Source organism: Mycobacterium sp. UNC410CL29Cvi84 (assembly GCF_000686745.1).
Lineage (GTDB): Bacteria > Actinomycetota > Actinomycetes > Mycobacteriales > Mycobacteriaceae > Mycobacterium > Mycobacterium mucogenicum_B.
This window is the reverse complement of the sequence record NZ_JMLM01000008.1, coordinates 57,024-80,730: the sequence shown is the minus strand read 5'-3', so window position 1 is coordinate 80,730 and position 23,707 is coordinate 57,024. Positions and strand designations below refer to the sequence as shown.

At 67.8% G+C, this 23,707-nt stretch carries 22 protein-coding genes; 8 read left to right on the top strand and 14 right to left on the bottom strand.

What is annotated here, in order from left to right; genetic code table 11:
• Positions 1 to 497: 497 nt before the first annotated feature.
• From BR47_RS30390 to BR47_RS0112420, 6 genes are all read right to left on the bottom strand, one after another.
• A complete protein-coding gene (locus BR47_RS30390) occupies positions 498 to 1,523 on the bottom strand; it encodes an ABC transporter ATP-binding protein (RefSeq protein WP_051128481.1) in 1,026 nt (341 codons plus the stop codon).
• A 259-nt stretch (positions 1,524 to 1,782) separates the two neighbouring features.
• Positions 1,783 to 2,169 carry a 50S ribosomal protein L7/L12 gene (rplL, locus tag BR47_RS0112440; protein ID WP_020101350.1) on the bottom strand — a complete coding sequence of 129 codons (387 nt, stop codon included), beginning with the start codon at positions 2,167 to 2,169 and terminating at the stop codon, positions 1,783 to 1,785.
• Positions 2,170 to 2,214: 45 nt separating this feature from the next.
• On the bottom strand, positions 2,215 to 2,745 hold the full coding sequence (gene rplJ, locus BR47_RS0112435) for a 50S ribosomal protein L10 (RefSeq protein WP_029119717.1): 531 nt from the start codon (positions 2,743 to 2,745) through the stop codon (positions 2,215 to 2,217).
• Positions 2,746 to 2,996: 251 nt separating this feature from the next.
• Positions 2,997 to 3,908 (bottom strand): ATP-grasp fold amidoligase family protein, encoded by a 912-nt coding sequence (locus tag BR47_RS0112430; RefSeq protein WP_029119716.1) that lies wholly within the window; start codon positions 3,906 to 3,908, stop codon positions 2,997 to 2,999.
• Positions 3,909 to 3,912: 4 nt separating this feature from the next.
• A complete protein-coding gene (locus tag BR47_RS0112425) occupies positions 3,913 to 4,851 on the bottom strand; it encodes a methionyl-tRNA formyltransferase (protein WP_029119715.1) in 939 nt (312 codons plus the stop codon).
• Positions 4,852 to 4,967: 116 nt separating this feature from the next.
• Positions 4,968 to 5,417, bottom strand: coding sequence for an anthrone oxygenase family protein (locus BR47_RS0112420; protein ID WP_029119714.1), 450 nt, complete (start codon positions 5,415 to 5,417; stop codon positions 4,968 to 4,970).
• A 77-nt stretch (positions 5,418 to 5,494) separates the two neighbouring features.
• Between BR47_RS0112420 and BR47_RS32585 the strand changes: the two genes are divergently transcribed.
• A complete protein-coding gene (locus tag BR47_RS32585) occupies positions 5,495 to 5,923 on the top strand; it encodes a winged helix-turn-helix transcriptional regulator (protein WP_081633407.1) in 429 nt (142 codons plus the stop codon).
• Here the strand turns inward: BR47_RS32585 and BR47_RS0112410 are convergent.
• From BR47_RS0112410 to BR47_RS0112395, 4 genes are read right to left on the bottom strand one after another with little or no spacing between them, the layout of a single operon-like run.
• Positions 5,824 to 6,732 carry an ROK family protein gene (locus BR47_RS0112410; RefSeq protein WP_029119712.1) on the bottom strand — a complete coding sequence of 303 codons (909 nt, stop codon included), beginning with the start codon at positions 6,730 to 6,732 and terminating at the stop codon, positions 5,824 to 5,826. The two genes, BR47_RS32585 and BR47_RS0112410, sit on opposite strands and share 100 nt — an antisense overlap.
• Positions 6,733 to 6,741: 9 nt before the next feature.
• Positions 6,742 to 7,353 carry a DUF7158 domain-containing protein gene (locus BR47_RS0112405; RefSeq protein ID WP_036427204.1) on the bottom strand — a complete coding sequence of 204 codons (612 nt, stop codon included), beginning with the start codon at positions 7,351 to 7,353 and terminating at the stop codon, positions 6,742 to 6,744.
• Complete coding sequence (locus BR47_RS0112400; RefSeq protein ID WP_029119710.1) at positions 7,350 to 11,537, bottom strand: glycoside hydrolase family 38 N-terminal domain-containing protein; 4,188 nt, start codon at positions 11,535 to 11,537, stop codon at positions 7,350 to 7,352. The genes BR47_RS0112405 and BR47_RS0112400 overlap by 4 nt, the downstream gene beginning before the upstream one ends.
• Before the next feature lie 43 nt (positions 11,538 to 11,580).
• Positions 11,581 to 12,540 carry a helix-turn-helix transcriptional regulator gene (locus BR47_RS0112395; protein WP_029119709.1) on the bottom strand — a complete coding sequence of 320 codons (960 nt, stop codon included), beginning with the start codon at positions 12,538 to 12,540 and terminating at the stop codon, positions 11,581 to 11,583.
• 61 nt (positions 12,541 to 12,601) lie between these two features.
• Here BR47_RS0112395 and BR47_RS0112390 point away from each other — a divergent pair, with 61 nt between their 5' ends.
• A complete protein-coding gene (locus BR47_RS0112390) occupies positions 12,602 to 13,129 on the top strand; it encodes a DinB family protein (RefSeq protein ID WP_020101340.1) in 528 nt (175 codons plus the stop codon).
• 2 nt (positions 13,130 to 13,131) lie between these two features.
• Entirely contained in the window at positions 13,132 to 13,731 is a 600-nt protein-coding gene (locus BR47_RS0112385) for a DinB family protein (RefSeq protein WP_029119708.1), read from the top strand.
• Positions 13,732 to 13,785: 54 nt separating this feature from the next.
• On the opposite strand, the gene BR47_RS0112380 is transcribed toward BR47_RS0112385, so the two are convergent.
• Positions 13,786 to 14,388 carry a TetR/AcrR family transcriptional regulator gene (locus BR47_RS0112380; protein WP_029119707.1) on the bottom strand — a complete coding sequence of 201 codons (603 nt, stop codon included), beginning with the start codon at positions 14,386 to 14,388 and terminating at the stop codon, positions 13,786 to 13,788.
• Between the two features lie 74 nt (positions 14,389 to 14,462).
• Between BR47_RS0112380 and BR47_RS0112375 the strand changes: the two genes are divergently transcribed.
• From BR47_RS0112375 to BR47_RS0112360, 4 genes are all read left to right on the top strand, one after another.
• Positions 14,463 to 15,461: an oxygenase MpaB family protein gene (locus BR47_RS0112375; protein ID WP_029119706.1), complete on the top strand. Its 999-nt coding sequence runs from the start codon at positions 14,463 to 14,465 to the stop codon at positions 15,459 to 15,461.
• Between the two features lie 73 nt (positions 15,462 to 15,534).
• On the top strand, positions 15,535 to 16,899 hold the full coding sequence (locus BR47_RS0112370) for an ABC1 kinase family protein (RefSeq protein WP_029119705.1): 1,365 nt from the start codon (positions 15,535 to 15,537) through the stop codon (positions 16,897 to 16,899).
• 82 nt (positions 16,900 to 16,981) lie between these two features.
• Entirely contained in the window at positions 16,982 to 17,884 is a 903-nt protein-coding gene (locus BR47_RS0112365) for an alpha/beta fold hydrolase (protein WP_029119704.1), read from the top strand.
• A gap of 211 nt (positions 17,885 to 18,095) precedes the next feature.
• Positions 18,096 to 18,992, top strand: coding sequence for a cyclopropane mycolic acid synthase family methyltransferase (locus BR47_RS0112360; RefSeq protein WP_029119703.1), 897 nt, complete (start codon positions 18,096 to 18,098; stop codon positions 18,990 to 18,992).
• 57 nt (positions 18,993 to 19,049) lie between these two features.
• On the opposite strand, the gene BR47_RS32080 is transcribed toward BR47_RS0112360, so the two are convergent.
• Positions 19,050 to 20,837: a cellulase family glycosylhydrolase gene (locus BR47_RS32080; protein WP_051634767.1), complete on the bottom strand. Its 1,788-nt coding sequence runs from the start codon at positions 20,835 to 20,837 to the stop codon at positions 19,050 to 19,052.
• Positions 20,838 to 21,256: 419 nt separating this feature from the next.
• On the opposite strand from BR47_RS32080, the gene BR47_RS0112350 reads away from it, so the two are divergent.
• Positions 21,257 to 22,150 (top strand): endonuclease/exonuclease/phosphatase family protein, encoded by an 894-nt coding sequence (locus BR47_RS0112350; RefSeq protein WP_051634766.1) that lies wholly within the window; start codon positions 21,257 to 21,259, stop codon positions 22,148 to 22,150.
• A 1-nt stretch (position 22,151) separates the two neighbouring features.
• Here the strand turns inward: BR47_RS0112350 and BR47_RS0112345 are convergent, their stop codons facing one another.
• On the bottom strand, positions 22,152 to 22,811 hold the full coding sequence (locus BR47_RS0112345) for a M15 family metallopeptidase (protein WP_029119701.1): 660 nt from the start codon (positions 22,809 to 22,811) through the stop codon (positions 22,152 to 22,154).
• 79 nt (positions 22,812 to 22,890) lie between these two features.
• Positions 22,891 to 23,547 carry a TetR/AcrR family transcriptional regulator gene (locus BR47_RS30380; RefSeq protein ID WP_036427200.1) on the bottom strand — a complete coding sequence of 219 codons (657 nt, stop codon included), beginning with the start codon at positions 23,545 to 23,547 and terminating at the stop codon, positions 22,891 to 22,893.
• Between the last annotated feature and the right edge of the window lie 160 nt (positions 23,548 to 23,707).

Sequence of the window (23,707 nt, the reverse complement as noted above, 5' to 3'; positions counted from 1 at the left end):
TAGATCACTGAGCAACGCTCAGGCTAGAAGGTGTCAGGTGCGGGTGAGGTGGGCAGGATGCAGCCAGCGCAACGTCCAACATTAGCGTAGGACGGCGCATTCCTCAACCACGGCATGTTTGGGGAGAGTTTCAACGGATAACGCTGGCTGGCGTCTGAACCCATCAACACAACTCTCGAATACATGCTGCCCAACAGATTGGCCCGTTTGCGGGCATCAGTCAAGACTTGCCACGGTGTTTGGTGTGGAGTTTTGCCGGCAAATGGCGAACCGGGGCGCTTTCATCGTGACGCAGCAGGTCCGCCGGCGCCACTCACAGGGCACGGCCGGCAGATCAGGCGTGACCAAGATCACGGTCCGTCCACCCCTCCGCAACGCCTCGAGCGTGCCCGCAGCGCCCGCCGAGCGGAGTTTCGCCGTCTGAGTGCACCCTCACCGAGACAAAATCGCGCCCGGGCTGGATTCCAGCCCGGGCGCGATTTTCGACGTTCTGCGGATCAGGCCCGCGGAATCTGGGCGGTCACCGGGTCGTCAGCACCGCGGCCGTTCTTGTTGAGGTCTTCGAGGATGGCGGCCTGCGCGGCGGGCGGCAGGGTGTGCAGGATCGAACGCACGCGCGCCTGACGGCGGGCGACGGCCTGCCGGACGGGCATGCCCGGGGTGACCTCGATCTGCGGCGGCACACCCTCGATCTCCTCGACACCACCGTCGGAGTGACCGGCGTCGATCGCGGCCTGCTCGGCGGCAGCGGTCGCGGCGTCCTTCTCCTCGGACATACCGATCGGGCCGATACGACGACCGTTGAGGAACTGCTTGACCGCGGGCTCCTCACTGGTCAGCAGCACCTCGCGGGGACCGAACATGACCAGGTGCTTGCGGTAGAGCATGCCGATGTTGTCCGGCACCGTACGCACGATGTTGATGTTGTGGGTAACGATCAGCACCGTCGCGTCGATCTGGGCGTTGATGTCGATCAGCAGCTGCGACAGGTAGGCGGTACGGACCGGGTCCAGACCGGAGTCCGGCTCGTCGACCAGGATGATCTTGGGGTCCAGCACGAGGGCGCGGGCCAGGCCGGCACGCTTGCGCATACCACCGGAGATTTCGCCCGGGAACTTGTGACCGTCGTTGGGCATACCCACGACGTCCAGCTTCTCCATGACGATCTTGCGGATCTCGGACTCGGACTTCTTGGTGTGCTCACGCAGCGGGAAGGCCGTGTTGTCGTAGATGTTCATCGAGCCGAACAGCGCGCCGTCCTGGAACAGCACACCGAACAGGGTGCGGATCTCGTACAACTCCTTGGCCGAGCACTCGATGATGTTGGTGCCGTCGATGACGATCGAGCCGCGCTCGGGGCGCAGCAGGCCGATCAGGGACTTCAGGAACACGGACTTACCGGTACCGGACGGACCCAGCATGACGCTGACCTCACCGGCGGGAATGGTCAAAGTGACGTCTTCCCAAATCTTCGACGAGCCAAAGGACTTGCTCAGTCCCGTTACGTCGATTTGGACGCCCATATGAGATCCCTTCCGCCAGCGCTCGCGCGCCATTTGCTGCCCTGCCTGTGGCTTGAGTCACTGTAGCGCATCGATCGCGGCCTGTTGCACCTTGTTCCAACTATCGGACGGCCTGCCACAAAGTCACTCCGATGGATGCGGAGCCAACTACCCCATCGTCACCCGGATGGTCCGAAATGCCCCGATTTATATCCTCTGAAAAGCGAAATCCCCCGGAGTCCACAAGGGACTCCGGGGGAAAACGTCAGTTCTGGCGAACTTACTTGACGGACACCGAAGCGCCGGCGGCCTCGAGCTTGGCCTTGGCGTCCTCGGCGGCCTCCTTCGAGACCTTCTCCAGCAGCGGCTTGGGGGCGCCGTCGACCAGGTCCTTGGCTTCCTTCAGGCCCAGGCCCGAAACGATCTCGCGGACGACCTTGATGACGCCGATCTTCTTGTCGCCGGCACCCTCGAGGATGACGTCGAACTCGGACTGCTCTTCGCCGGCCTCAGCGGCGGCGGGAGCGGCACCAGCGGCGGCAACGGCGACCGGAGCGGCGGCGGTGACGTCGAAGGTCTCCTCGAACTGCTTCACGAACTCCGAGAGCTCCAGCAGGGTCATTTCCTTGAACGCGTCGAGCAGTTCTTCGGTGGACAGCTTGGCCATGTGAATGGTCCTTCCTTATTACTTCTTTTGTGGTTGTGGGGTAGCTCAGGCAGCCGAGTCTTCGGCGGCCTTCTTGTCCTGCAGAGCGGCCGCCAGGCGGGCGATCTGAGACGCGGGCGCAGCGAACAGCGCGGCGGTCTGAGACTGCTTTGCCTTCATGGCGCCGGCCAGCTTGGACAGCAGCACTTCGCGCGACTCGAGGTCGGCGATCTTCTCGACCTGGGCCACGGACAGCGCAGCGCCGTCCATGTAGCCGCCCTTGATGACGAGCTGCTTGTGATCCTTCGCGAACTTCTTGAGTGTCTTCGCGGCATCGACCGGCTCGCCGGTGATGAACGCGATGGCGGTCGGACCTGCGAACAGGTCGTCGAGGCCTTCGATCCCGGCCTCCGAGGCGGCGCGCTTGACCAGGGTGTTCTTGGCGACGGTGTAGGTCGCGGAAGCACCAAGGGAACGACGCAGCTCGGCGAGATTGGCAACCGTCAGACCGCGGTACTCGGTCACGACAGTGGCCGTCGAGGCCTTGAACTGTTCGGCGATGTCAGCGACCGCAGTGGCTTTTTCAGCCGTGGCCATACATGCCTCCTTGTGGTGTATTCATCGGCCCACTGGAGACTGCCGGGGATTCGGTCCGGAAAATGCAAAGCGCCCCGACACAGAAAGGTCGGGGCGCGCAGAATCAAAACTCTGAAAACCTCGTCCTCCTGCGTGGGCCGCCAGGCGTTGCCTGGACCTTCAACCGATTACTCGGTGACCGACGGTCTTCGGTGGAACTGGACAAGAGTAGCCGATCGCCTGCCGATCAGCCAAAACGGCGGTGCCGCGGGCTACGGCTGCCCGCGGCGCACCGCATCCGGTGTCGGCAGCCGCCACTGCCGGCCCTGCTCGAGGTCGAAGCTCATGGGCTCGTAGCGCAGCATGCCGGTGCCCGGGTACGGGGTGTACTCGCCGAACCACACGTCGCCGTCGACGGCATAGAGGTCGACGCGGATGAAATCCCAGTCGGCGCCCAGGACCCTCGCGATCTCCAGCATCTTGTCCAGCTCGACCGGCCGCTCCTCGGGGGCGACCGCGTGAATGCGCCAGCGCACCGGCAGCTGACGCCAGTCGGCGTCCAGAAAGGTGGTGGTCTGCTTGTTTCCGAACCGGCCGCGGTTCACCTGGATCAGCTCGACGCGGCCGTCGAAGACGAAGAACTTGTAGTCGACGGGCGCTTCGCCGTCCGGGGTCGGGATGCGCTCCTCGAGCAGCAACAACGGCCGCGCTTCGCTGTAACCCCACTCGCCGAGCTCGAGCGGCGTCTCCTGGAACCAGCTTCTGGTCTGGTCCCGCAGGCGGTCCAGATCGGTGTGCGGATCAGGACCGAACAGCGCCTGGCCGCTGCTGGCATTGGGTTTGAGCACCCAGGACGGGAGCGCCGCCAGGTCCGGCGCGTCGCGCAGGTCGGTGCCGGACCAGTACGTGGCGGGAATCCGGAGATCGGCGCCGGGGTACGCCGCGCGGGCCATCTCCTTCATCCACATCTTGTCGCAGGCCTTGACGATCCGGTCCCGCCGATCGTGGAAGATGCGCCAGTTGACCTTCTCGTTGAAGGTCGTCGGCTCATCGAAGTTGCCCCGCTTGCGGATCATCAAGAGATAGAGGACATGCCGCAGGAACCGGATCGGAATCAGCGCGAGCAGCCGGCGCCGGACGGACATGAGCCACGACGGTGTCGCGATGTATGTCAGCAGCGGCACGGGTTCAGGCCTCGCTGGTGAGGTAACCACCGCGACGGAAGAACTCCGCTCCCCCGTGCTCCACCCCGTCGGCCGTGCGGAGTCGGGTGATGACCAGGCCGAGGTTCCCGCCGCGGTGGGCATGCGCGCCGCACACCACCGCGCCGCCGCCCTCCTGCACGATCACCCGGCCGGGGGTGCCGCCGTAGCGGATGTCGGACACCTTGGACTCGAGCACCTCGATGCGCTCACCGCGGTAGAAGGTGAACGCGCGCGGGTAGGGGTCCGACAGCGCGCGGACGAGACGCTCGAGATCCTCGGCCGGCCAGCTCCAGTCGATGAGACTGTCGCGTTCGGAGCGCTTGTGGAAGTAGGTCCGCTCGGCCTTGTCCTGCGGCCGCCACTGTGCGATGCCCGCTTCCAGCGCGGTCAGCGCCTCGTCGAGCGCGCCGGGGATCAGGTCGATGCCGCGCATCACCAGTTCGGTGCCGGTGTCGTCGGGCCCGATGGACAGCGAGCGCTGGACCAGGATGTCGCCGGCGTCGAGCTCGGCGTTCATGCGGTGGATGGTCAGGCCGATGTGCGATTGGCCGCTGATCAGCGACCAGATGACCGGCGAGAAGCCGGTGCCCTTCGGCAGCAGGGAGTCGTGCAGGTTCAGGGTGCCGTGCGGCGGCAGGTCGTAGAGCTCGTCCGTCATCCGCGTGTACCAGCTGTTGACGACGATGACGTCGGGTTCGGAGCGCTTGACCAGGTCGATGGTCTCGTGGTCGGCACGCATGGTCAGGTGGACCGGGATGTCGTGCGCCTGGGCCAGTTCCTCGACCGAGTCCGAGAAGATCGCCTTGTACGACTCCGTGCTGGTCGGGTGCGTGACGACCATCGGCACGTCGTGTCCCAGATCGATCAGCGCCTGCAGCGTCTTGACCCCCCACGTCTGATAACCGAAGAAGACGACGCGCATGCCAATACCTCACTAAGTCTGATTCCGCTGTCGATCGGCACGGTGTTCGCCGACCGTTCATCAAGATCAACTTAGCTAAGTCTTGCCTAAGTATGTGAGCTACCCTCCCAGGCGGTTCACAGCTTCGTCGTCCCGGCGAGCACTACCAGGACAAACGCCACGAGCAGGAGCGCCACCCGCACCCAGTGCAGCCGGTCCCAGCGGTGTGCCAGTTCCCGGCTGGTCGGCGCCTCGTCCGGGCCGGCACCCGCCCACGCCGCGACGCGGTTGTTGATCGGAACCAGGGCGGTCAGCGTCAGGACCATCACCACCGCCATCAGCACCACCGCGGCGATGGGCAGCGGCGTCGGGTCGAACACCGCATTCCCCACCAGCAGCGCGGCCGCGGCGGCGTACCAGAACGGCATCACCGTCCCGAGGATCCGGCTGCCGGTCGCGCGCGCCTGGCGGTAGGCGTCGTCGGGCAGACGTTCGAAGATCGGATTGGTGAACGCCGCGACGCCGAACTCCACGCCGACGAGCGTGCCGACGACGATCACGGTGAGAACCTGCGCGATGTGCTCCATGACATCGAGCCTGGTCACTACACTGACAAATAACAAGGTACTGACAAATTAGTCAGTACAGGAGTGACGGGAGCATCATGGCGGTGTCGAAGAAGGAAATCGGTGAGTGCCCGATCGACGCCGCCCTGTCGGTGGTCGACGGGCGCTGGAAAGGCACCATTCTGTGGCGGCTCACGGACGGACCGATGCGCACCGCCGAGCTCCGGCGCAGCATTCCCGAGATCACCGAGCGCATGCTCATCCGGCACCTGCACGAGCTCGTGGCCGACGGCATCATCGACCGCCACGACGCCGGCACGGTGCCGCCCTGCGTGCACTATTCGATCTCGGAGTACGGCAAGACACTGGGCCCGGTGTTGTGGGCGCTGTGCGACTGGGGCCGAAAGCACATGGAACGGGCCGCTTCTCAGGGACGGAAGAGCGCAGCCGCGCCGACGAGTCCGGCGTCGCCGCCGAGTTCGGCGGGCACCACGCGCAGGCCGCGCAGGAAGCTGAGCCCCGCGTAGCGCGGCAGCGCCGCCCGCAGCGGCCCGAACAACACCTCCCCCGCGTTCGCCACGCCGCCGCCGATCACCACCAGGTCGAGATCGCAGACGGCCGCGGCCGAGACGATGGCGACGGCGATCGCTTCAGCGCCACGCGAGAATGCCTGCACCGCAACCGGATTCCCGCAGCGAGCGGCCTCGGCCAGAGCCTTCGCGTCGGCGTCGGGCGGGGCGTCCCAGCCATGCTCGTGCGCCCACCGCACCAGGTGTGGACCCGAGGCCACCGCCTCCACGCAGCCCTGCCCGCCGCACGCGCACCGCGGACCGTCGGGTTCTACGACGACGTGGCCGATGTGTCCGGCATTGCCGGTGCGGCCGAGGTACGGCGCACCGCCCTGCACCAGGCCGCCGCCGATACCGGTCGACACCACCATGCCGAGCAGGAATTGCGCCTCCTGACCGGCCCCGCGCCAGTGCTCGCCCATGGCCAGGCACACGACGTCGCCGGCCAGCCGAACCGGTAGTCCGGTGCGCTCGGCGAGCCGCCGGACCAACGGAAACTCGCGCCAGACAACGACATTGAGCGGACTGACCGTACCCGCCACCACATCGATGGGACCGGCGCAGCCGACGCCCACGCCGCGCACCGGCCGCCCGCCCGCGGCGGCGAGTGCTTTCCCGAGCAACACGTCGACCGTCGCCCACACCTGCTCGCTGTGCGCGTGCGGGGTGGGGAGCTGCTCACGGTGCACGAGCACACCGTCGGCGTCGACGAGGGCCGCGGCGATCTTGGTGCCGCCGATGTCGAGGGCGAGGATCAGGTCGGACATCATGCGCTTTCAGTGCCGGTGGACGTGGTCGGGCTGACGCGGGTCGCCGGGATGTTCGTAGCCGGGCGCCAGGTGCACCGACTCGGCGCGGCGGGCGTCGAGCCAGTGCCGGAAGACCCGCCGGCGCGCCGAACCCAGCAGGTGTGCGGTGACCTGCGGCCGCACCTCATCCAGCGCGGGGACGACGGTCGGCGCGGTGGACCAGCCGTCGGGTCCGGGCACGGGCGGCGCGAACCGCAGCGGGTTGCGGGCGTGGTAGCTCTCGACGTCCGCGTCGGGGATCCGCACCTCGGCGGTCACCCGGACGAACAGCGCCCGCGCCAGCGGCTGTTCGAGCGCGGCCGCGGCGATACTGCCGAGCTCCATGCGGGCGGCGGCGTCGGGCAGCAGGTCGGTTTCGGTGGGTGCCTCGCTGTCGGTGACCCCGAGTTCGCCGGCCGCCACGCGCACCACCTCGTCGGTGACGAGCAACTGGGCCAGCCAGCGCCGCAGCTGCCGTCCTTCGCTGGTCCCGGGCGCCGGAAGCGACGGCGCCAATGTGCCTGCCCGCAAACGTGATTCGCGCTCATCGAGGGCGGTGACGGGAATCTCGCGCCCGGCGACGGTGGCGACGCAGTTCATCGGACGCGCACCGATACCGCCGGCGTGTAGAGCACGCGGCCCGCCGCAGCGATCCGGATCAGCGCCCACCACTGCCCGGGCTCGACCCACGACGGTGGCGCGACGTCGAAGTCGAACGCGACGGTGCCGCCGGCGGGGACGTCGGCACCGAGCACGGCCGGACCCAGCCATTCCCAGGTCCCCCACGGGCTGATCAGGTGCGCCTCCAGACTCAAGGGCGCCCCCGCGGCAGAGCCGACGACGACGCTCAGGTCGGCGTGGGCACCGGCGACGACGTCGACCGGTTGCGGCTCCTCGACCAGCCGCAGCAGCGGGGCGTCGCCGGGTTCGCCGACGGTGACGACGCAGACGTCCTCGACCATCTGCCGCCAGGCGGCGGGAATCTGGTGGTGCTTGTCGCCGCCGGTGACCGCCAGCTCGACCCGCACCGGATACCGGCCGGCGGGGACGTCGGCCGGAAGTTCCAGCTGCACTTCGGTTTCCAGGTAGCCGCCCGGCGGCAACACGAAGGGCAGCTCGTCCGGGGTGGCCGACCAGCCGTCGGGACACAGCACGCGGACCCGGCCGTGGAGCGTGGCATCGGTGCAGTCGCTGGCGGCGGTGACGCGCACCTGCACGGGCGCACCGGGTGTGCCGGCCATTTCGGTGGGGTGCACATGAGCCACCGCGGGCAGTCCGCCCAGCGGTGCCGGGCCGCGGTTGTGCAGCCAGTACCGGGCGTAAACCGGTTGCGCGACTTCGGCATCCGGCGCCAGGGTGGCGTGGTCGCCGTTGAGCACATGCGGCAGGTCGAGCCGGGCCCGCACGGTGGCGATCTCGAAACCGTGCAGCCGCAGGTCTTTTCTGCCGGCAATCGGTTGTTCGAGGAGATCCAGCCGTTCGACGTCCTCGAGGTGCCGCAGGCCCGAAGTGACGTTGACCTCGGTCGGCCGTCCCGATGTCTGGACCAGGCGCAGGGTGATGCCCGAGCTCGGGTCGACGGGCGCGCTGCGGCCCGCGGCGATCGGGTTGCCGGTGGCCTTCAGCGCGGCCAGCGTCACCTCGGACGCGGGTTCGACGCCCAACAGCGAACCGGTGCATGGCAATCCGCCGGCCACCGCGGGATGGTCGGTGTGCACCGCGAGCAGTGGCTGGGAGTATTCGGCACTGCGGCCCGGGATGCCCGCGGCGCGCCAGTCACCGTCGCCGGCCGCGATGGCGTAGTCGAAGGTGTGGGTCCAATGCTGGAGCTGGAAGTTCGAGCCGTCGGGTGCGGTGCGGCGCGGCGGGTCGATCCAGGTGCCCGACGGCCAGCCGGTGCACGACCGCATCAATGAGGTGTGCAGGACGCCGTCCGGTTCGACGGCGAAACCCGGTACGCCGCGGTTCAGCACGGCCACACTGCGGGCCTCGAAGGGCCCGATGCCGGCCGCGGCTTCCTGCTCGACGGCGATCTCGGTGGTGGCGAGGGCGGCGATCAGCTCATCGACGGCGCCGGGGCCGGCGACGATCAACACCGGTAGCGCCCGCACCCCGGTCAGGTCCGCACCGGGTATCCAGTGCTGCACCAGGTCGGCATCGGCGGGCACCCAGAGCCGGGCGCTCCCGGCCGTCAGGCGCCGCTGCAGTTCGGCGCCGTAGCGGGGCTCGGCGGCCGCCAATACCGCTGCGGTGAAAGCATTCTCGTCGGGCCCGCCGAGCGCGATGCGGGCGTCGGGCAGGTTGGAGTCGACGGCGAGGTCGCCGTAGCGCGGCTTGTCGGCGCTGCTGCAGGTGGCCGTCACCCCCGACCGCACCAGCGCGACCATCAGGTCGCGGGTCGGTGCGTCCGGATCTGCCGCGTTCGGCGCCACCACCTCGGCGACCGACACCGCCCGCACGCTCTCACCGTGCGCGTCGCGGACCCGGACCCGCACCGCCGAGGACAGCCCGAACCACCCGTAGGCGGGGTTGTCCAAGGTGTAGGGGTGCTCCGCGGTGTCGACCGCATGGTGCGAATCCCGTTGGTGCAGTAAGCCGAAACCCCGGCCGATCACCGCGTCGCCGACCTCGCTGACCGGCATCGCGCCCGGCACCGAGCAGGGCCAGCGCAGGCGCAACAGCTTGTCGGCGCCGGTGAACTCGTCGATCACGGTGCGGCAGTCCACGCGGTCCACGCCGTGCCACAGCGTGATGGTCTGGGTGTACCGCAGCACGTCGCCGATGCGCCCGGTGACCACCAGCCGCTCCCCCAGCGCGCTGCGGTAGGCCTGCACCGACTCGGCGGCGCGTTCGGCGGAGCCCACCACCGGCCCCTTGGGCAGCAGGTGCCAAGGCCCTTCGTGTTCGGTCGGATGCGCGGAATGTTCGTCGTAGACGGCGATCTCGTTGCCGACCCGGCCGGCACCGATCAGCTCGACGCCTTCGCGCACCAGCGACGAGACCGCGCCGCCACGGTCGGGGTCGACGGTGCAGCCGTACCGATCGTTGCCGATGGTGGTGCCGGGCAGGGGTTCCCAGGAGGTGGACTCGGACTGCGCCGCGACGTCGCCGAGCGTGTATCCCCGCCACCCGAGCGAGGGCACGTCGTGGGCCCGCCAGGTGACGGTGTGGCCGTCGTCTTCGATCAGGACCGGGACCGGCGTGCCGTCCGCGTCGAGCACCGGCCCGTCCAGCGGTTCGTCGAGGTGGACGGTGACGATGTCGGTTCGGCTGTGCGCCAACGGGTTCCACACCACGATGTCACCGTCGACGGCCCGCGACAGCAGCGCCAACGCGTTGTCGCGGGCGGTGCGGCCGAGTTCCCAGGCGTCGCGCCAGCCGGTGAGCAGGTCCAGGTATACCTGGTCGGATTCCGATCCGGTGATGGCGTCGTGGTGCGCGCCGTAGGCCAGTTGCACCCAGGCCTTGGCCAGCGCCGCTTGCGGATACGTGGCGCCGGTCAGCAGTCCGGCGAACACCGCGAACCGCTCGGCTTCAAGCACGACGTTCTCGGCGGCCCGGTTGGCCTGCTTGGTGTCGATGTACGACACGTCCTTGCCGGTGTAGATCGGGTTCATGTCCCGCGTCTGCGGCGACGGCTGGGTGCCACCGGCCTCGAGCTCCGCCCGCACCGCGGCGAAGAACTCCCGCGGCAGCGCACACACGAAGCGGGGCCAGGTGTAACGGGCCGCCCAGTCACGGTGAATCTCGGTGACCCACTTGTTCGGCGGGGTGTAGTCGGTACCGACCGGCAGGAGCACATTGCGGGTCAGCGCAACCTTTTTCAGCTTGGCGAACGTGGCGTAGGTGGCGTCCTCGGCCTCCTGCAACGACGCCGACGAGTCCATCCACCAGCCGGCCGCGTAATGCGCGGGCATGTAGTGGGTCAGCAGCCCGCGGCCCGAGGGTGCGATCCAGTCGAATTCACTCGCGAACTGCATGCGCTCGGGGTCGCCGTCGCGGTGCATCGGGCCCCACTGGTGGTGTGGACCGCGGGCCCACGAGCTCGAGGTCAGACCGGCGTCGGCGGCCATGCCCGGGAACTGCGGGTCGTGGCCGAACACGTCCAGCTGCCAGGCCGTCGCCGGGGCGGCGCCCATCACGTCGCGCTGAAAACCGATGCCGTGCACGAAGTTCCGGATCGCCGTCTCGGGACTGGTCAGGTTGGTGTTCGGCTCGTTGTAGGTGCCGCCCATGATCTCGACCCGGCCCTCGGCGAGCAGCGCCCGCAGCTGGGCGCGCTGCTCGGGATGGGTGTCCCAGTAGGGCTTGAGATAGTCGACCTCGGCCAGCACGAACTTGTATTCGGGTTCCCGCCTTGCCATTTCGAGGTGCGCCGTGACCAGCTCGAAGCCGTTGGTCTGCCGGCACCGGCCAGGTGGGTCCTCGGTCCAGACGCTGGTGTAGGCGGCCTGGGTGTTCCACCACACCGGGTCGTAGTGGAAGTGGCTGATCATGTGCATGGTCCAGCCGGGCTCGGCGACGACGAACTCGAACCGCGTCTGCTCGCCGCCGATCTCGAGATGCGCGGCCCGGACCTGGCCCGGTCGGCCGCCACGCACCGCCACCGGAATCTCCACGGTGCCGGCGCCGGGCTGCGCCACCGCCTGGCCGCTGATCCCGTCGCCGGCGACCCGGACCTCGGCGGCGTCCGCGCAGTCCGTGTAGTCCAGCCGCACGATCTGCAGCGGTTCATCGGCCGGCCCGACGAACAACTCGGTGGAAACTACCGCCGTCACCTGCAGGAGTCGTCCCGTCGACACCCCTGCACCATACGGCGCAGCGCCGCTACTCGGGAGGCATTGCGGCACGCAACCGGTCGGCGACCACCGCGGCCGCGGCGATCACCTCCGGCGGTTCGAGGACCTCGAACCGGTACCCCGGCATCGCCAGATGCAACACGATGCGCTCGGGATCGTCGCCGCCGGCGGTCACGATGCAGCGGTCCGGACCGTCCGCCTCGATCTGCGCCGACGACGCGGAAAACATCTGCGCCAGTTGGCTTTCGGATGCCTCATACCGGACCCGCGCGACGTAGCGGTACGGCGACGCCGTGATGGCCTGGCGCACGAACTCCGCCGGGTCGGGCGCCGGGCGCGGCGCGAACGTCGTCCCCGCGGCCTTGACGTCGACCATCCGGTCCAGCCGCAGCGTCCGCCAGTCCTGCTTGTCGCGGTCGTACGCCAGCAGGTACCAGCGGCGCCCGGTGGTGACGAGTTGGTAGGGCTCCAGCCGCCGCTCGGTGCTGTTGCCGCGGATGTCGGTGTAGCCGAGCCGGACGTGTTCGTGGTCGCGGCAGGCGCGGGCCAGCGCCATCAGGTCGTCGGGCGATACCGCTTCGACCGAGCCGCCGCCGGTCAACGTCACCGTCGCGTCGTGCACGGCGGACACCTGCGACCGAAGCCGCGCCGGCATCACCTGGTCGAGTTTGGACAGGGCCCGCAGCGCCGACTCCCCGACGCCCGCGACGCTGCCGCCGGCCGCCAGCCGCAGACACACCGCCATCGCGACGGCCTCCTCGGGATCGAGCAGCAGCGGCGGCAGCGCGGCACCCGCACCCAATTGATAGCCGCCGTCGCGGCCCTTGCTGGCGTGCACCGGATAGCCGAGGTCGCGCAGCCGCTCGATGTCGCGGCGCACGCTGCGCCCGGTGACGCCGAGCCGGTCGGCCAGCTCCTGCCCCGTCCACACCCGGCGCGCCTGCAGCAGGCCCAGCAGTTGCAGCACGCGGCTCGTCGTTTCGGACATGACAACACTCTGCCGCATTCATAGGACAGAAACAGTCCTAATTAGATGTCAGGCTCTTCATGTGACCGAAGAACGGACCGAAGAACTGGCCGACCAACTCGACTGGCACTGGCAACACCAGCTGCGCCCCCGGCTCGAGGGACTGACCGACGACGAATACTTCTGGGAGCCGGTGCCCGGCTGCTGGACCCTGCACCCCGACGGATCCATCGACTTCAGTTATCCGCCACCGCAACCCGAGCCGTTCACGACCATCGCCTGGCGGCTGGCGCACGTCATCGTCGGCGTCCTGGCGATGCGGAACCACTCCCATTTCGGCGGACCACCGGCCGACTACCAGTCGTGGCCGTACGCCCGCGACGCACGCACCGCACTGGAGCAGCTCGACGCCGCCTACGCGAACTGGATCACCGGAGTCCGCGGGCTCGACGCCGCCGCCCTGGCCCGGCCGTGCGGACCGGCCGAAGGCCCCTACGCTGACTTCTCAATGGCCACCCTCGTGCTGCACATCAATCGCGAAGTCATTCATCACGGAGCGGAAATCGCCTGCATCCGTGACCTTTACACCCACACCCAGAAGGAGAACTGAGCATGCCCGGAATGCCCGCCCCCGCCGGTGACGAGCGTCAGACCCTGATCAATTTCCTGGCCTGCCAGCAGGACGCGTTCGCGGCCGTCGCCCACGGCCTCACCGACGAGCAGGCCCGCTCCACCCCATCGGTCAGTGCGCTGTCGGTCGGCGGCCTCATCAAACACGTCACCGCCGTTCAGGAGGGCTGGGTGAAGCGCGCAGAAGCCGCACCCGACTTCCCGCCGCGCGACACGCGACCGATGGCCGAGCAGATGGCCGAGCATGAGGACCAGCTCACCATGCGCGACGACGAGAAGCTCGGCGACCTGTTGGACGCCCTGCGCGCGCAGAACGCCAAGACGCTGCAGGCCTTCGCCGAGCTCGACCTGGACACCCTGGTGCCGATCCCGCACGAGGTGCCGTGGTTCCCGGCCGACATCGACCACTGGACGGTGCGCTGGGTCGGGATGCACATCATCGAGGAACTGGCCCGGCATGCCGGCCACGCCGACATCATCCGCGAGTCCATCGACCGCGCGACCATGTACGAGCTGCTGGCCGCCGAGGAGGAATGGCCGGAGACGGAGTTCATCAAGCGGTGGCGGCCGGCCGCCAAGTAGCGCTCTCGAGACCGGCGGAATGGCTGCTCGCGGACACCCCGGGCAGCCATTTCGTCACTCTCGGCGCAGCACCAGTGCCAGCGCCGCGTCGACCACCGCGTCCAGATCCGAACCCAGTGAACCGGACAGCCACTGCTGAGCCAGCTCGGCCATTGCCCCGGTGTACATGGCCGCCCCGACGCGCGCGGCGACGGGATCCGAACCGGGGTGCAACCGGCCGCCCTCGGCGAGGACGGCGTCGAGCAGCAGGTCCTGTGTGACGGCGCGGCGCGCGGCCAGCACGGGATTGGCGCGGGCCTCGGTGAACAGCACCCGGCCGCGCCGCGGATCGGCGGAACCGAAGCCCAGTACCGCGGCGATGCCCGCGCGGGTCCGTTCCCGCACCGAGTCGCCCGCGATGGTGATAGCGGCGTCGACCACGGTGGCCAGTTCGACACTGACCTTGTCGTAGACGGCACCCAGCAGATCGTCGATGCCGTCGAAGCTCTCGTAGAAGTACCGGGTGTTGAGCCCGCACTCGCGGCACACCGAACGGACCGACAGCGCCGTCTCGCCGCCGGAGCCGAACAACTCGAACGCCGCGTCGACCAGCAGACCGCGCCGCTCGGCGCGGCGGTCGTCGAGCGGAATCCCCGCCCATCTGGTCGGTGTCGACATTCCTACAGCCTAGGTCTGGTCACACCCGTCACCAAATACTATTCTGGTTACGACCGTGACCAGAAGGGGTTGACGTGTACCTGCCGCACCAGTTCATCGAGCACCAGCTTCAGCACCGGTTCGACCAGACCATCCGGCGGAACTATTTCCGTGGCATGGAGTTCGCGGGTCCCGCGGGAGACCCGGGCTGGTTCGGCCCCGGCAGCGCCGTCTGGCATGTGCACTCGCACACCGAGGCCCTGGTGTTCGGCCTGCAGTGCGCCGCGTTCATCGAGCGCCTCGACCCGTCCATCTACTGGATGGGCATGCACCACTCGCGCCTGGTCCAGCGCGACGAGAACGGCGAGGCCATTCCGGTGATCGACCCCAAGGGCGCGGCCGTCCGGCTGGGCCACTCCATCGCGTTCTTCATCGGCACCGCGTACGGCAGCACCGAGACCGCCGAGAACCTGGCCCGGACCGTGCGCGCCATGCACCACACCATCAAGGGCGTCCGCCCGGACGGCGCGGCCTACGACGCCGACGACCCGGACTGGCTGCGCTGGAACTACGCGACGGTCGCGTGGGGCCTGGCCACCGCGCACGAGCTGTACCACCCGAATCCGTTGCGCGGCAAGAAACTCGACCGCTACTACGGCGAGTTCATCCGCGTCGGGCACGCCCTCGGCGGCACCGACCTGCCCACCACCAAGGCCGAGACCCTGGACTGCCTGAAGTCCTATCTGCCCAAGCTGGCACTCACGCACGGCGCTGCCATGGCCACCGGCCCGAACCTGCCGATGCCGCAGAGCGCCGTCGACTGGGCCGTGCGGGACACCATGCCGAAGTGGGCCAAGCAGCTGCTCGGGCACACCGATCCCAACCCGGTCGAGCGTGCCGCCCGCCGCGCCGTCGTGTGGTCGATCATCAACGGCCTGCACACCGCCGCCGGACCGTTCCCGGAATTCCGTCAGGCCAAGGCCCGCGTCAAAGGCGGCGTCGACCCGGAGCTGGCGCCGCATACCGTCCCGGCGTACGTGCCCGGCAGCGACCCGGTGCGCAGCCGCGCCGACATCGAGAGCGTCTTCGTCTGATCCGCGCCGGCAAAACGGCGTGACGCGTGACACACCTTTTTGGCGGTACCCGGGGTTTTGAGACACTTCACCAATGAGTTCTCCGCGGAAGACACCGCACCGTGAAGGTGCCAGGCTGGACCGGGTGCCGCTGCCCGTCGAAGCCGCCCGCATCGGGGCCACCGGCTGGCAGCTCGCCCGGACCGGCGTACGCGTCGTCGGCAGCGCCTTTTCCAAGGGCAGCCTGCAGCAGAAGGTGATCCAGCAGGTCCCGAAGACGTTCTCCGATCTGGGGCCGACGTACGTCAAGCTCGGCCAGATCATCGCGTCCAGCCCCGGCGCCTTCGGTGAGCCGCTGAGCCGCGAGTTCCGCAGTCTGCTCGACCGGGTGCCGCCCGCCGACAAGAACGAGGTGCACAAGCTGCTGCGCGAAGAACTCGGCGGTGACCCGGCCGACCTCTTCGCCACCTTCGACGACGAACCCTTCGCCTCCGCGTCCATCGCCCAGGTGCACTACGCGACGCTGCACTCCGGCGAAGAGGTCGTCGTCAAGATCCAGCGCCCGGGCATCCGCCGCCGCGTGGCCGCCGATCTGCAGATTCTCAAGCGCGGCGCGCAGATCGCCGAACTGGCCAAGCTGGGCCAGCGGCTGTCGGCGCAGGACGTCGTCGCCGACTTCGCCGACAACCTCGCCGAGGAACTCGACTTCCGGCTCGAGGCGCAGTCCATGGACGCCTGGGTGGCGCACATGCACGCCTCCCCGCTGGGCCAGAACATCCGGGTGGCGCAGGTCTACTGGGACCTGACCAGCGAGCGCGTACTGACCATGGAACGCGTCGAGGGCATCCGCATCGACGACGCCGCCGCCATCCGCAAGGCCGGGTTCGACGGCGAGGAGCTGGTCAAGGCCCTGGTGTTCAGCGTGTTCGAAGGCGGTCTCAAACACGGCCTGTTCCACGGCGACCTGCACGCCGGCAACCTGCACGTCGACAAGGACGGCAAGATCGTCTTCTTCGACTTCGGCATCATGGGCCGCATCGACCCGCGGACCCGGTGGCTGCTGCGCGAACTCGTGTACGCCCTGCTGGTCTCGAAGGACCACGCCGCGGCCGGCCGGATCGTCGTCATGATGGGCGCCGTCGGCACGGTCAAGCCGGAAGGCCAGGCGGCCAAGGACCTGGAGGCCTTCACCACGCCGCTGACCATGAAGTCGCTGGGCGACCTGTCGTACGCCGAGATCGGCAAGCAGCTGTCGGCCCTCGCCGACGCGTACGACGTCAAGCTGCCGCGCGAGCTGGTCCTGATCGGCAAGCAGTTCCTCTACGTCGAGCGGTACATGAAGCTGCTGGCGCCGCGGTGGCAGATGATGAGCGACCCGCAGCTGAAGGGCTACTTCGCCAACTTCATGGTGGACATCAGCCGCGACCACAAGAACGCCGACGGGCAATCCGCGGAGTAGACCGGAAGCCGAGCCCGAATCCGACCATCGAACAGCGCCAGCTGAGATACGAGTAGACATGCAGCCCGAACGAGACACCGACATCGAGGTCCGCACCGGATTCGCCCGCTCGGGCGACCTGGAGATCGCCTACGAGGACATGGGCAATCCGGACCATCCGGCGGTGCTGCTCATCATGGGCCTCGGGGCGCAGCTGCTGTTGTGGCGAAAAGGGTTCTGCGACAAGCTCGTCGAGAAGGGTTACCGCGTCATCCGGTTCGACAACCGCGACGTGGGCCTGTCGACCAAGATCGAGGGCAGGCGCTCCGGTTCCGCGTTGCTGCCCCGGATGCTGCGGTCGTACGCCGGCCTGCGCAGCGACGCGGTCTACACGCTGGAGGACATGGCCGACGATGCCGCTGCGCTGCTGGATCACCTGGAGATCGAGCAGGCACACATCGTCGGCGGGTCGATGGGCGGCATGATCGCGCAGGTCTTCGCGGCCCGCTACCAGCACCGGACCAAGACGCTCGGCGTCATCTTCTCCAGTAACAACCAGCCGCTGCTGCCGCCGCCCGGCCCGAAGCAACTCAAGGCCATCACGACGCGGCCGCAAGACACGTCGCGCGCCGGCGTCATCGCGAACGCCGTCAACGTCGGCCGCATCATCGGCAGCCCCGGCTACCCGACGCCGCTCGACCAGGCCGAGGCCGACGCCGCCGAAAGCTACGACCGCTCCTACTACCCCGTCGGCGTCGCACGGCACTTCGGGGCCATCCTGGGCAGCGGCAGCCTGCGGCACTACGACGAGATGATCACCGTCCCGACAGTCGTCATCCATGGTCGGGCCGATAAACTGATGCGACCGAGCGGTGGTCGAGCAGTGGCCAAAGCGATCCGGCGCGCTCGGTTGGTGTTGTTCGACGGCATGGGTCACGACCTGCCCGAGCCGCTCTGGGACGACATCGCCGGTGAACTGGCAACCACATTTGCCGAAATCCAATAGACGTATCAGTCCGGTCACAGCCGCCGCCACGCTGGGGGAATGAACGCGGCTTCCGGCCTGGAGGCGGTTACGTTTGCTGTCTCGACTGACCGTGACGGCGCGTTACACCAACGTCAAGGAATTGGTTGGGGGCCAGGTATTGTGCGGTCACGATTGTGATTTAGTGACCGTCATCACCAGTGAGTGAGGAAGGTCAAGTTAGGTGTTAAAGATGATTCAGGATTCGACTGGGGCCAAGGACATGCGGCCGCATTTCGAGGACATCCAGGCCCACTACGACCTGTCTGACGATTTCTTCGGGCTGTTCCAGGACAACTCCCGCAAGTACAGCTGCGCCTACTTCACCGGACCTACGGTCACGATGGAACAGGCGCAGCTCGCCAACGTCGACCAGCATCTCGAACGGCTGGACCTCAAGCCCGGCATGACGCTGCTGGAGATCGGCTGCGGCTGGGGCCTGACGATGCAGCGCGCCATGGAGAAGTACGACGTCAACGTCATCGGCCTGACGCTGAGCAAGAACCAGCAGGCGTTCTGCACGGAACTGCTGAGCAACACCAAGTCGGACCGTTCGCACCGGGTGCTGCTGCAGGGCTGGGAAGAGTTCCACGAGCCGGTGGACCGCATCGTGTCGATCGAGGCATTCGAGCACTTCGGCTTCGAGCGCTATGACGACTTCTTCAAGAACTGCTACGAGATCATGCCCGCCGACGGCCGCATGACCATCCAGAGCAGTGTGAGCTACCACCCGTTCGACATGTCCGCCCGCGGCAAGAAGGTGTCGTTCGAGATGGCGCGGTTCATCAAGTTCATGGCCACAGACATTTTCCCGGGCGGTCGCCTGCCCACCACGCAAATGATGATCGATCACGGCGAAAAAGCCGGCTTCAACGTTCCGGAGCCGCTGTCGCTGCGTAACCACTACATCAAGACGCTCGGGGTCTGGGCGGCCAACCTCGAGCACCATAAGGACGAGGCGATCGCGATCTCCGGCCAGGTGAACTACGACCGCTACATGAAGTATCTGACCGGTTGCCAGTACTACTTCCTCGACGAGTGCCTCGACGTCAGCCTCGTCACCTACACCAAGGACGAGGAAGCCGCGTAGGCATCTTCGACAAGTAGCGCCCCCGACCCGAGGTCGGGGGCGCTACTCGTTTCGGGATCAGTTGTCGGACGACGACTTCGCACTTGCGTCACTGTGACGGTGCGAGCGCTTCTCGACGACGGGCGGGGTCGCGTCGGACGCCGCGGTACCTGACTTGTCCGGCTTGTCCGACTTGGCGGCCGGGTCCGACTTGGCGGTCTTGCCGCCCGTGCCCTTCGGGTGCGAGGTCGATCCGTCATCCTTGCGCGGCTTGCCCGACGTCTTGCCGGACGAGTCCGCCGCCGCAGTGGTGTCCGACGTCTTGCCGTCCGCGTCGGTATCCGAGGCCTTGCCCTCCGCCTTGGTATCCGACGTCTTGCCCGCCGCGGCATCCGACGCCGCCGTGCTGTCGGACGCCGTCGACGCGGCGTCCGCGCCGGTCCCCTTGGCGCGCTTCTTCACCTTGGTTGCCGTCGATGCGGTTTCCGTGGATTCGGTCGTCCCGGATTCCGCGGCCGCGGCCGTCGTCGCAACGGACGCCGTGGCAGCGGTTGCAGTGGCGGATGCCTTCGCAGCCAACGGCGTGGCGGTCGGCAAGACTCCGCTGAGGTGCGAGCTGACCGCCGTGACCCAGGCGTTGATGGCCTTGCCCAACTGCTGGAACTCGCCCTGGATCGCCAGACTGATCGAATTCAGCAGGCTCGCCAGTGACTGGGCGATCGCCGTGACCCCGGAGACGATGCCACCGACCGTCGAGCCGACACCGCCGGCCGCACTGCTGGCGTACTCCTTGATCGCCGCTTCGATGACGGCGACGGCCAGCTTCGGCGTCCAGTCGGCGTTGTAGATGCCGAACCCATCGGCACCGGCGACGCCGTCCTGCGCCGTGTAGATGAACACCGGCCCGGCATAGGCGAGGGTCTGCCAAGTGTCGAGCAGATTCTTGATCAGGTCGGCCTGGGTCTGCTCGCTGACGTCGTTGGTCGATGCGCCGAACTCGCTGATCCAGATCTTGAGGTTGCCGTCGCCGTACTGCTGCAGGAGCTGATAGATCGCATTCAGTTGTGTCAGTGGGGAATTCGCGACGCCGGAGCCCGACGAGAAGGGCAGCGACTCCTGATACGGATGGAACGACAACGCGTCGAAGTAGCCGGAGGCGCCGGCAGCCAGCATCTCCTTGACGAACGTCACCGGATCCAGCGTGATGCTGCCGAAGCTGATGACGCTGCCGAGCGCACCGGCGACCACGGTGGCGGTCGGGTCGACCGCCTTGATCGCCGGGTAGGCCGCCTTGAGCAGCGCCGCATAGGCGGTTGCGTCGATGGGGTCCGAGGACAGCACGTAGTTCGGCTCGTTCCAGATCTCGTATGCCGAGATGATCGAGCCGTACCGCTTGGCCACCTCGGTCGCGAATGACGCGTACGTGGCGGGGTCCGGTGTGCCGGCACCCGTGATGGACGTCGAGGATCCCGCCCATGTCGGCGTGCTGGCGATCTCCACCATGACGCCCATGTTCCGGTCCGCCGCGGCCTGCATGACCATGTCCATGTAGGACCAGTTGTAGGTGCCCTGCGCAGGTTCGACGAAAATCCACGGCACGAACACCCGAATGTCCTGAACCCCGATGGACTGCAGGGTGTCGAGTGTCTGGTCGATCTGCGCCTGGGTCTGCCCGTACAACCCTGAGTCCGCGATCCCGATGGTCGACGGCGACGACACGATTTCCGCGGTGTTCTCGATCTGGGCGGTCAGATTCGACGGCCCGCTCGACGGCGGCGCGTACGCGCAGATCAGCGCGATCGGGATTATCGCGATAATGCCGCGAAGCGCACAGACACGGACCAATCCGCGCAGCGACCAATACATGCCAGCCTCCTCACCCCGAACGACAGGCCAGCGAATTGTTGCTAGGCCGTCGATGAATGGCGGAGACATTACCGCCATTGGCGGCAACAAATCTGCAGAACCGTCAGAGACATAAACATACCTATGGTCAATAACCAGGTGGAAAGCTATTCTCCATTCACAGCCCGCTGATAGACTCCTGACAGAAATTTCCAATAAATCGACAATGACGCCTTGTATGGCACACGTAATTATATGTCACAGCAAATACGAATTACCGTTGCCAAAGTCACCGATACGAAGCAGAACATACGTCCGGTACATTTTTCGGAACAGCTCGACGCGAGCCGGCGCGGCCGATACGAGAAGAGCGGAGACAGATCATCGCTACGTGGCATTCAGTTCTGACGTACGCCGGCGCCATCACGCTGTGCGCAGCCGTGGCCGGACTCGCGGTGCGGTGGATTCCGATCGTCAACCGGACGTTGTTGGCGCTGGCCGCCGGCGCCCCCTATGCGCTCGTCGGCGCCCCGGTTGCCGCCGTCCTGTTCGGTGTCGCGGGAAACTGGCCGCTGACAGCGGCCGCGGTTGCGACCACCGTCGCCGCGGTCGTCGTACAACTGCCCCTGTTCCGGCGCGCGCAGGCGCCGTCGGGGACGGCGCTGCGGTTCCTGTCGGCCAATCTGCGCTACGGACGGGCCGATGCCGAAGCCGTCGTCCGGTACGCCGAGGAGGGCGCGGATGTCGTTGCGCTGCAAGAACTCACACCCGCCGCGTTGGCCCGGCTGGAGGCCGCCGGGATGGACCGGCTGTTCCCGCACCGGGCGCTGCGCGAGATGGACGAGCCCGGTGGCGTCGGCCTGTGGAGCCGCCACCCGATCAGTGACGTCCGCATCGACGACGGCTTCTGGCTGGGAATGCTCGCCGCCGATGTCCATCTGCCCGAGGCGCCGGCCCCCACGCGGGTGCTGACCGTCCACCTGTCCGCGCCATGGCCCGATCCGCTACAGGGCTGGCGCGACGACCTCGCGCGACTGGCCGGCACGTTGCTGACGGCGGCCCGGGCAAGCACCGGCCCGGTGCTGCTGGCCGGCGACCTGAATGCGACTCCGGACATGCGCGAGTTCCGCCGGCTGCTGCGGCAGGGCTATCGGGACGCCGGCGCGCAGGCCGGCGCCGGCGTGGTGCGCACGCATCCGTCCGACATCGTCGCGCCACCGGTTTTCGCCGTCGACCACATCCTGACGCGGGGCTACGTGGCCACGTCGCTGCGGACGCTGCAGGTGCCCGGTTCCGACCACCGGGCCCTACTGGCGCAGTTGGTCGCCGGCTGACTCAGTTCACCGGCACGTCGAGGATCGGGCGCGGCTCCGATGCGCCCGGCCCGTTGAAGTGCCACCACTCCCCCGGGTAGACGGTCAGCCCGCCCGCGACCATGGCGTCGCGCAGCCGCGCGCGGTTGGCCTGCTGCGCGGGGGTGACTCCCGCGGTCGCGTAGGCCGTCGCGCGCGGCGTGAAATCGTCGAAATCGGTACCCATGTCGACGCCGGTGATCGTCACGTCCACCGACAGGCCGGACTCGTGGCTGCGCGCGAACTGGCTGGGTTTGGCGACCCAGTTCGGGTCCGGCACCGCCTGGAACATCCGCACCTGCACGTCATGCGGGCGGTAGCAGTCCCAGAACGTCAGTACCTCGCCGTGCGCGCGCAGAATCCGGGCGGCGGTGGCCAGCCCCGGCGCCATGGACTCGTGGATCAGGCACCGGGCATCGGCCGGATACAGCGCGACGCCGACGAAGTTGTTCGGGGTGGCGTAGCGCAGGTCGATCACCGCGTCGGGGACGACGGTCCGGACGTCGATCAGTCCGGCCGCGGCGGCCTGCGGTGACACCGGCGGCGGGGCGGGCTGTGGTGCTGCCGAGGCCGCGCCGAGGTCCGGCCCGAAATTCCCGACCGACAACAGTGCGCCCAAGGCGACGAGTGTTCGCACGAACATGTGTCGAGGTTGCCAGATCCCGGCACCGGACAACCACGGGATCACCGGAAGTCGCGGCGCGCCAAGGCGGTCGGCGGGCTCAGCGCGCGGGCGACACCGGCTTTCTGGTGTTCTTGGCACCGGCCCGCCGATTCTTCGTCGGCGCGGGCTTGTCGGGCCGATCATCTGCCGCCTGCGGTATCGCCAACCGGTCCATCCACATCCGCAGCGTGGTCACCAAAAGCGCCGCACTCTGGTCGGCGTCGGCCATCCCGATGGCCTGCGATATCGCCAATCCGCTTCCGGTCGCCACGATGGCGTCGATCGCCTCGTCCAACCGCGGGTCGGCGGGGTCGACGCCCTCTGGTATCAGGTCCTCGATCATCACCCGGACCGACTCCCGGAACCGATTGATGGTTTCCATGGTCCCGGCAGTCTGCTCGGGGTCCCCCAAAGTGCTCAACAGGTACTCCGAGCCGAGCACCGTGAGCGGGATGTCCGACGACAACCGCGACCACCAGATCGCCAGCACCCCGAACCTGTCGTCCACCGAATCCGACTCGCCGACAAGCATTTCCAGCAGCTTGGTGGTTTCCGCGAGGTACCTCGTGCGGAGGACTTCGAGGCAGAGTGCCTCTTTGCCCGCGAAATTGCCGTAGACGGCACCGATGGTGCGGCCGGCGTCGGCCGCGATGGCTGCGATGGAGGTGCCGTGATACCCGTTCGCATAGAACAGCCGCGCCGCCGAATCGAGCACATCCTGGCGCGTTTGTGCCTGACTCTCCGCGCGTGTCAACACTTTCCGAGCCGCCACAGTGTCCTCCGCAGGTCCGCCAACCGGTCGCCGACGAGAGGCCAGACTACCGCGTCAGCCCGCCGGAAATTTGATATTGCCCCCATATCCGAATAGGGCTACT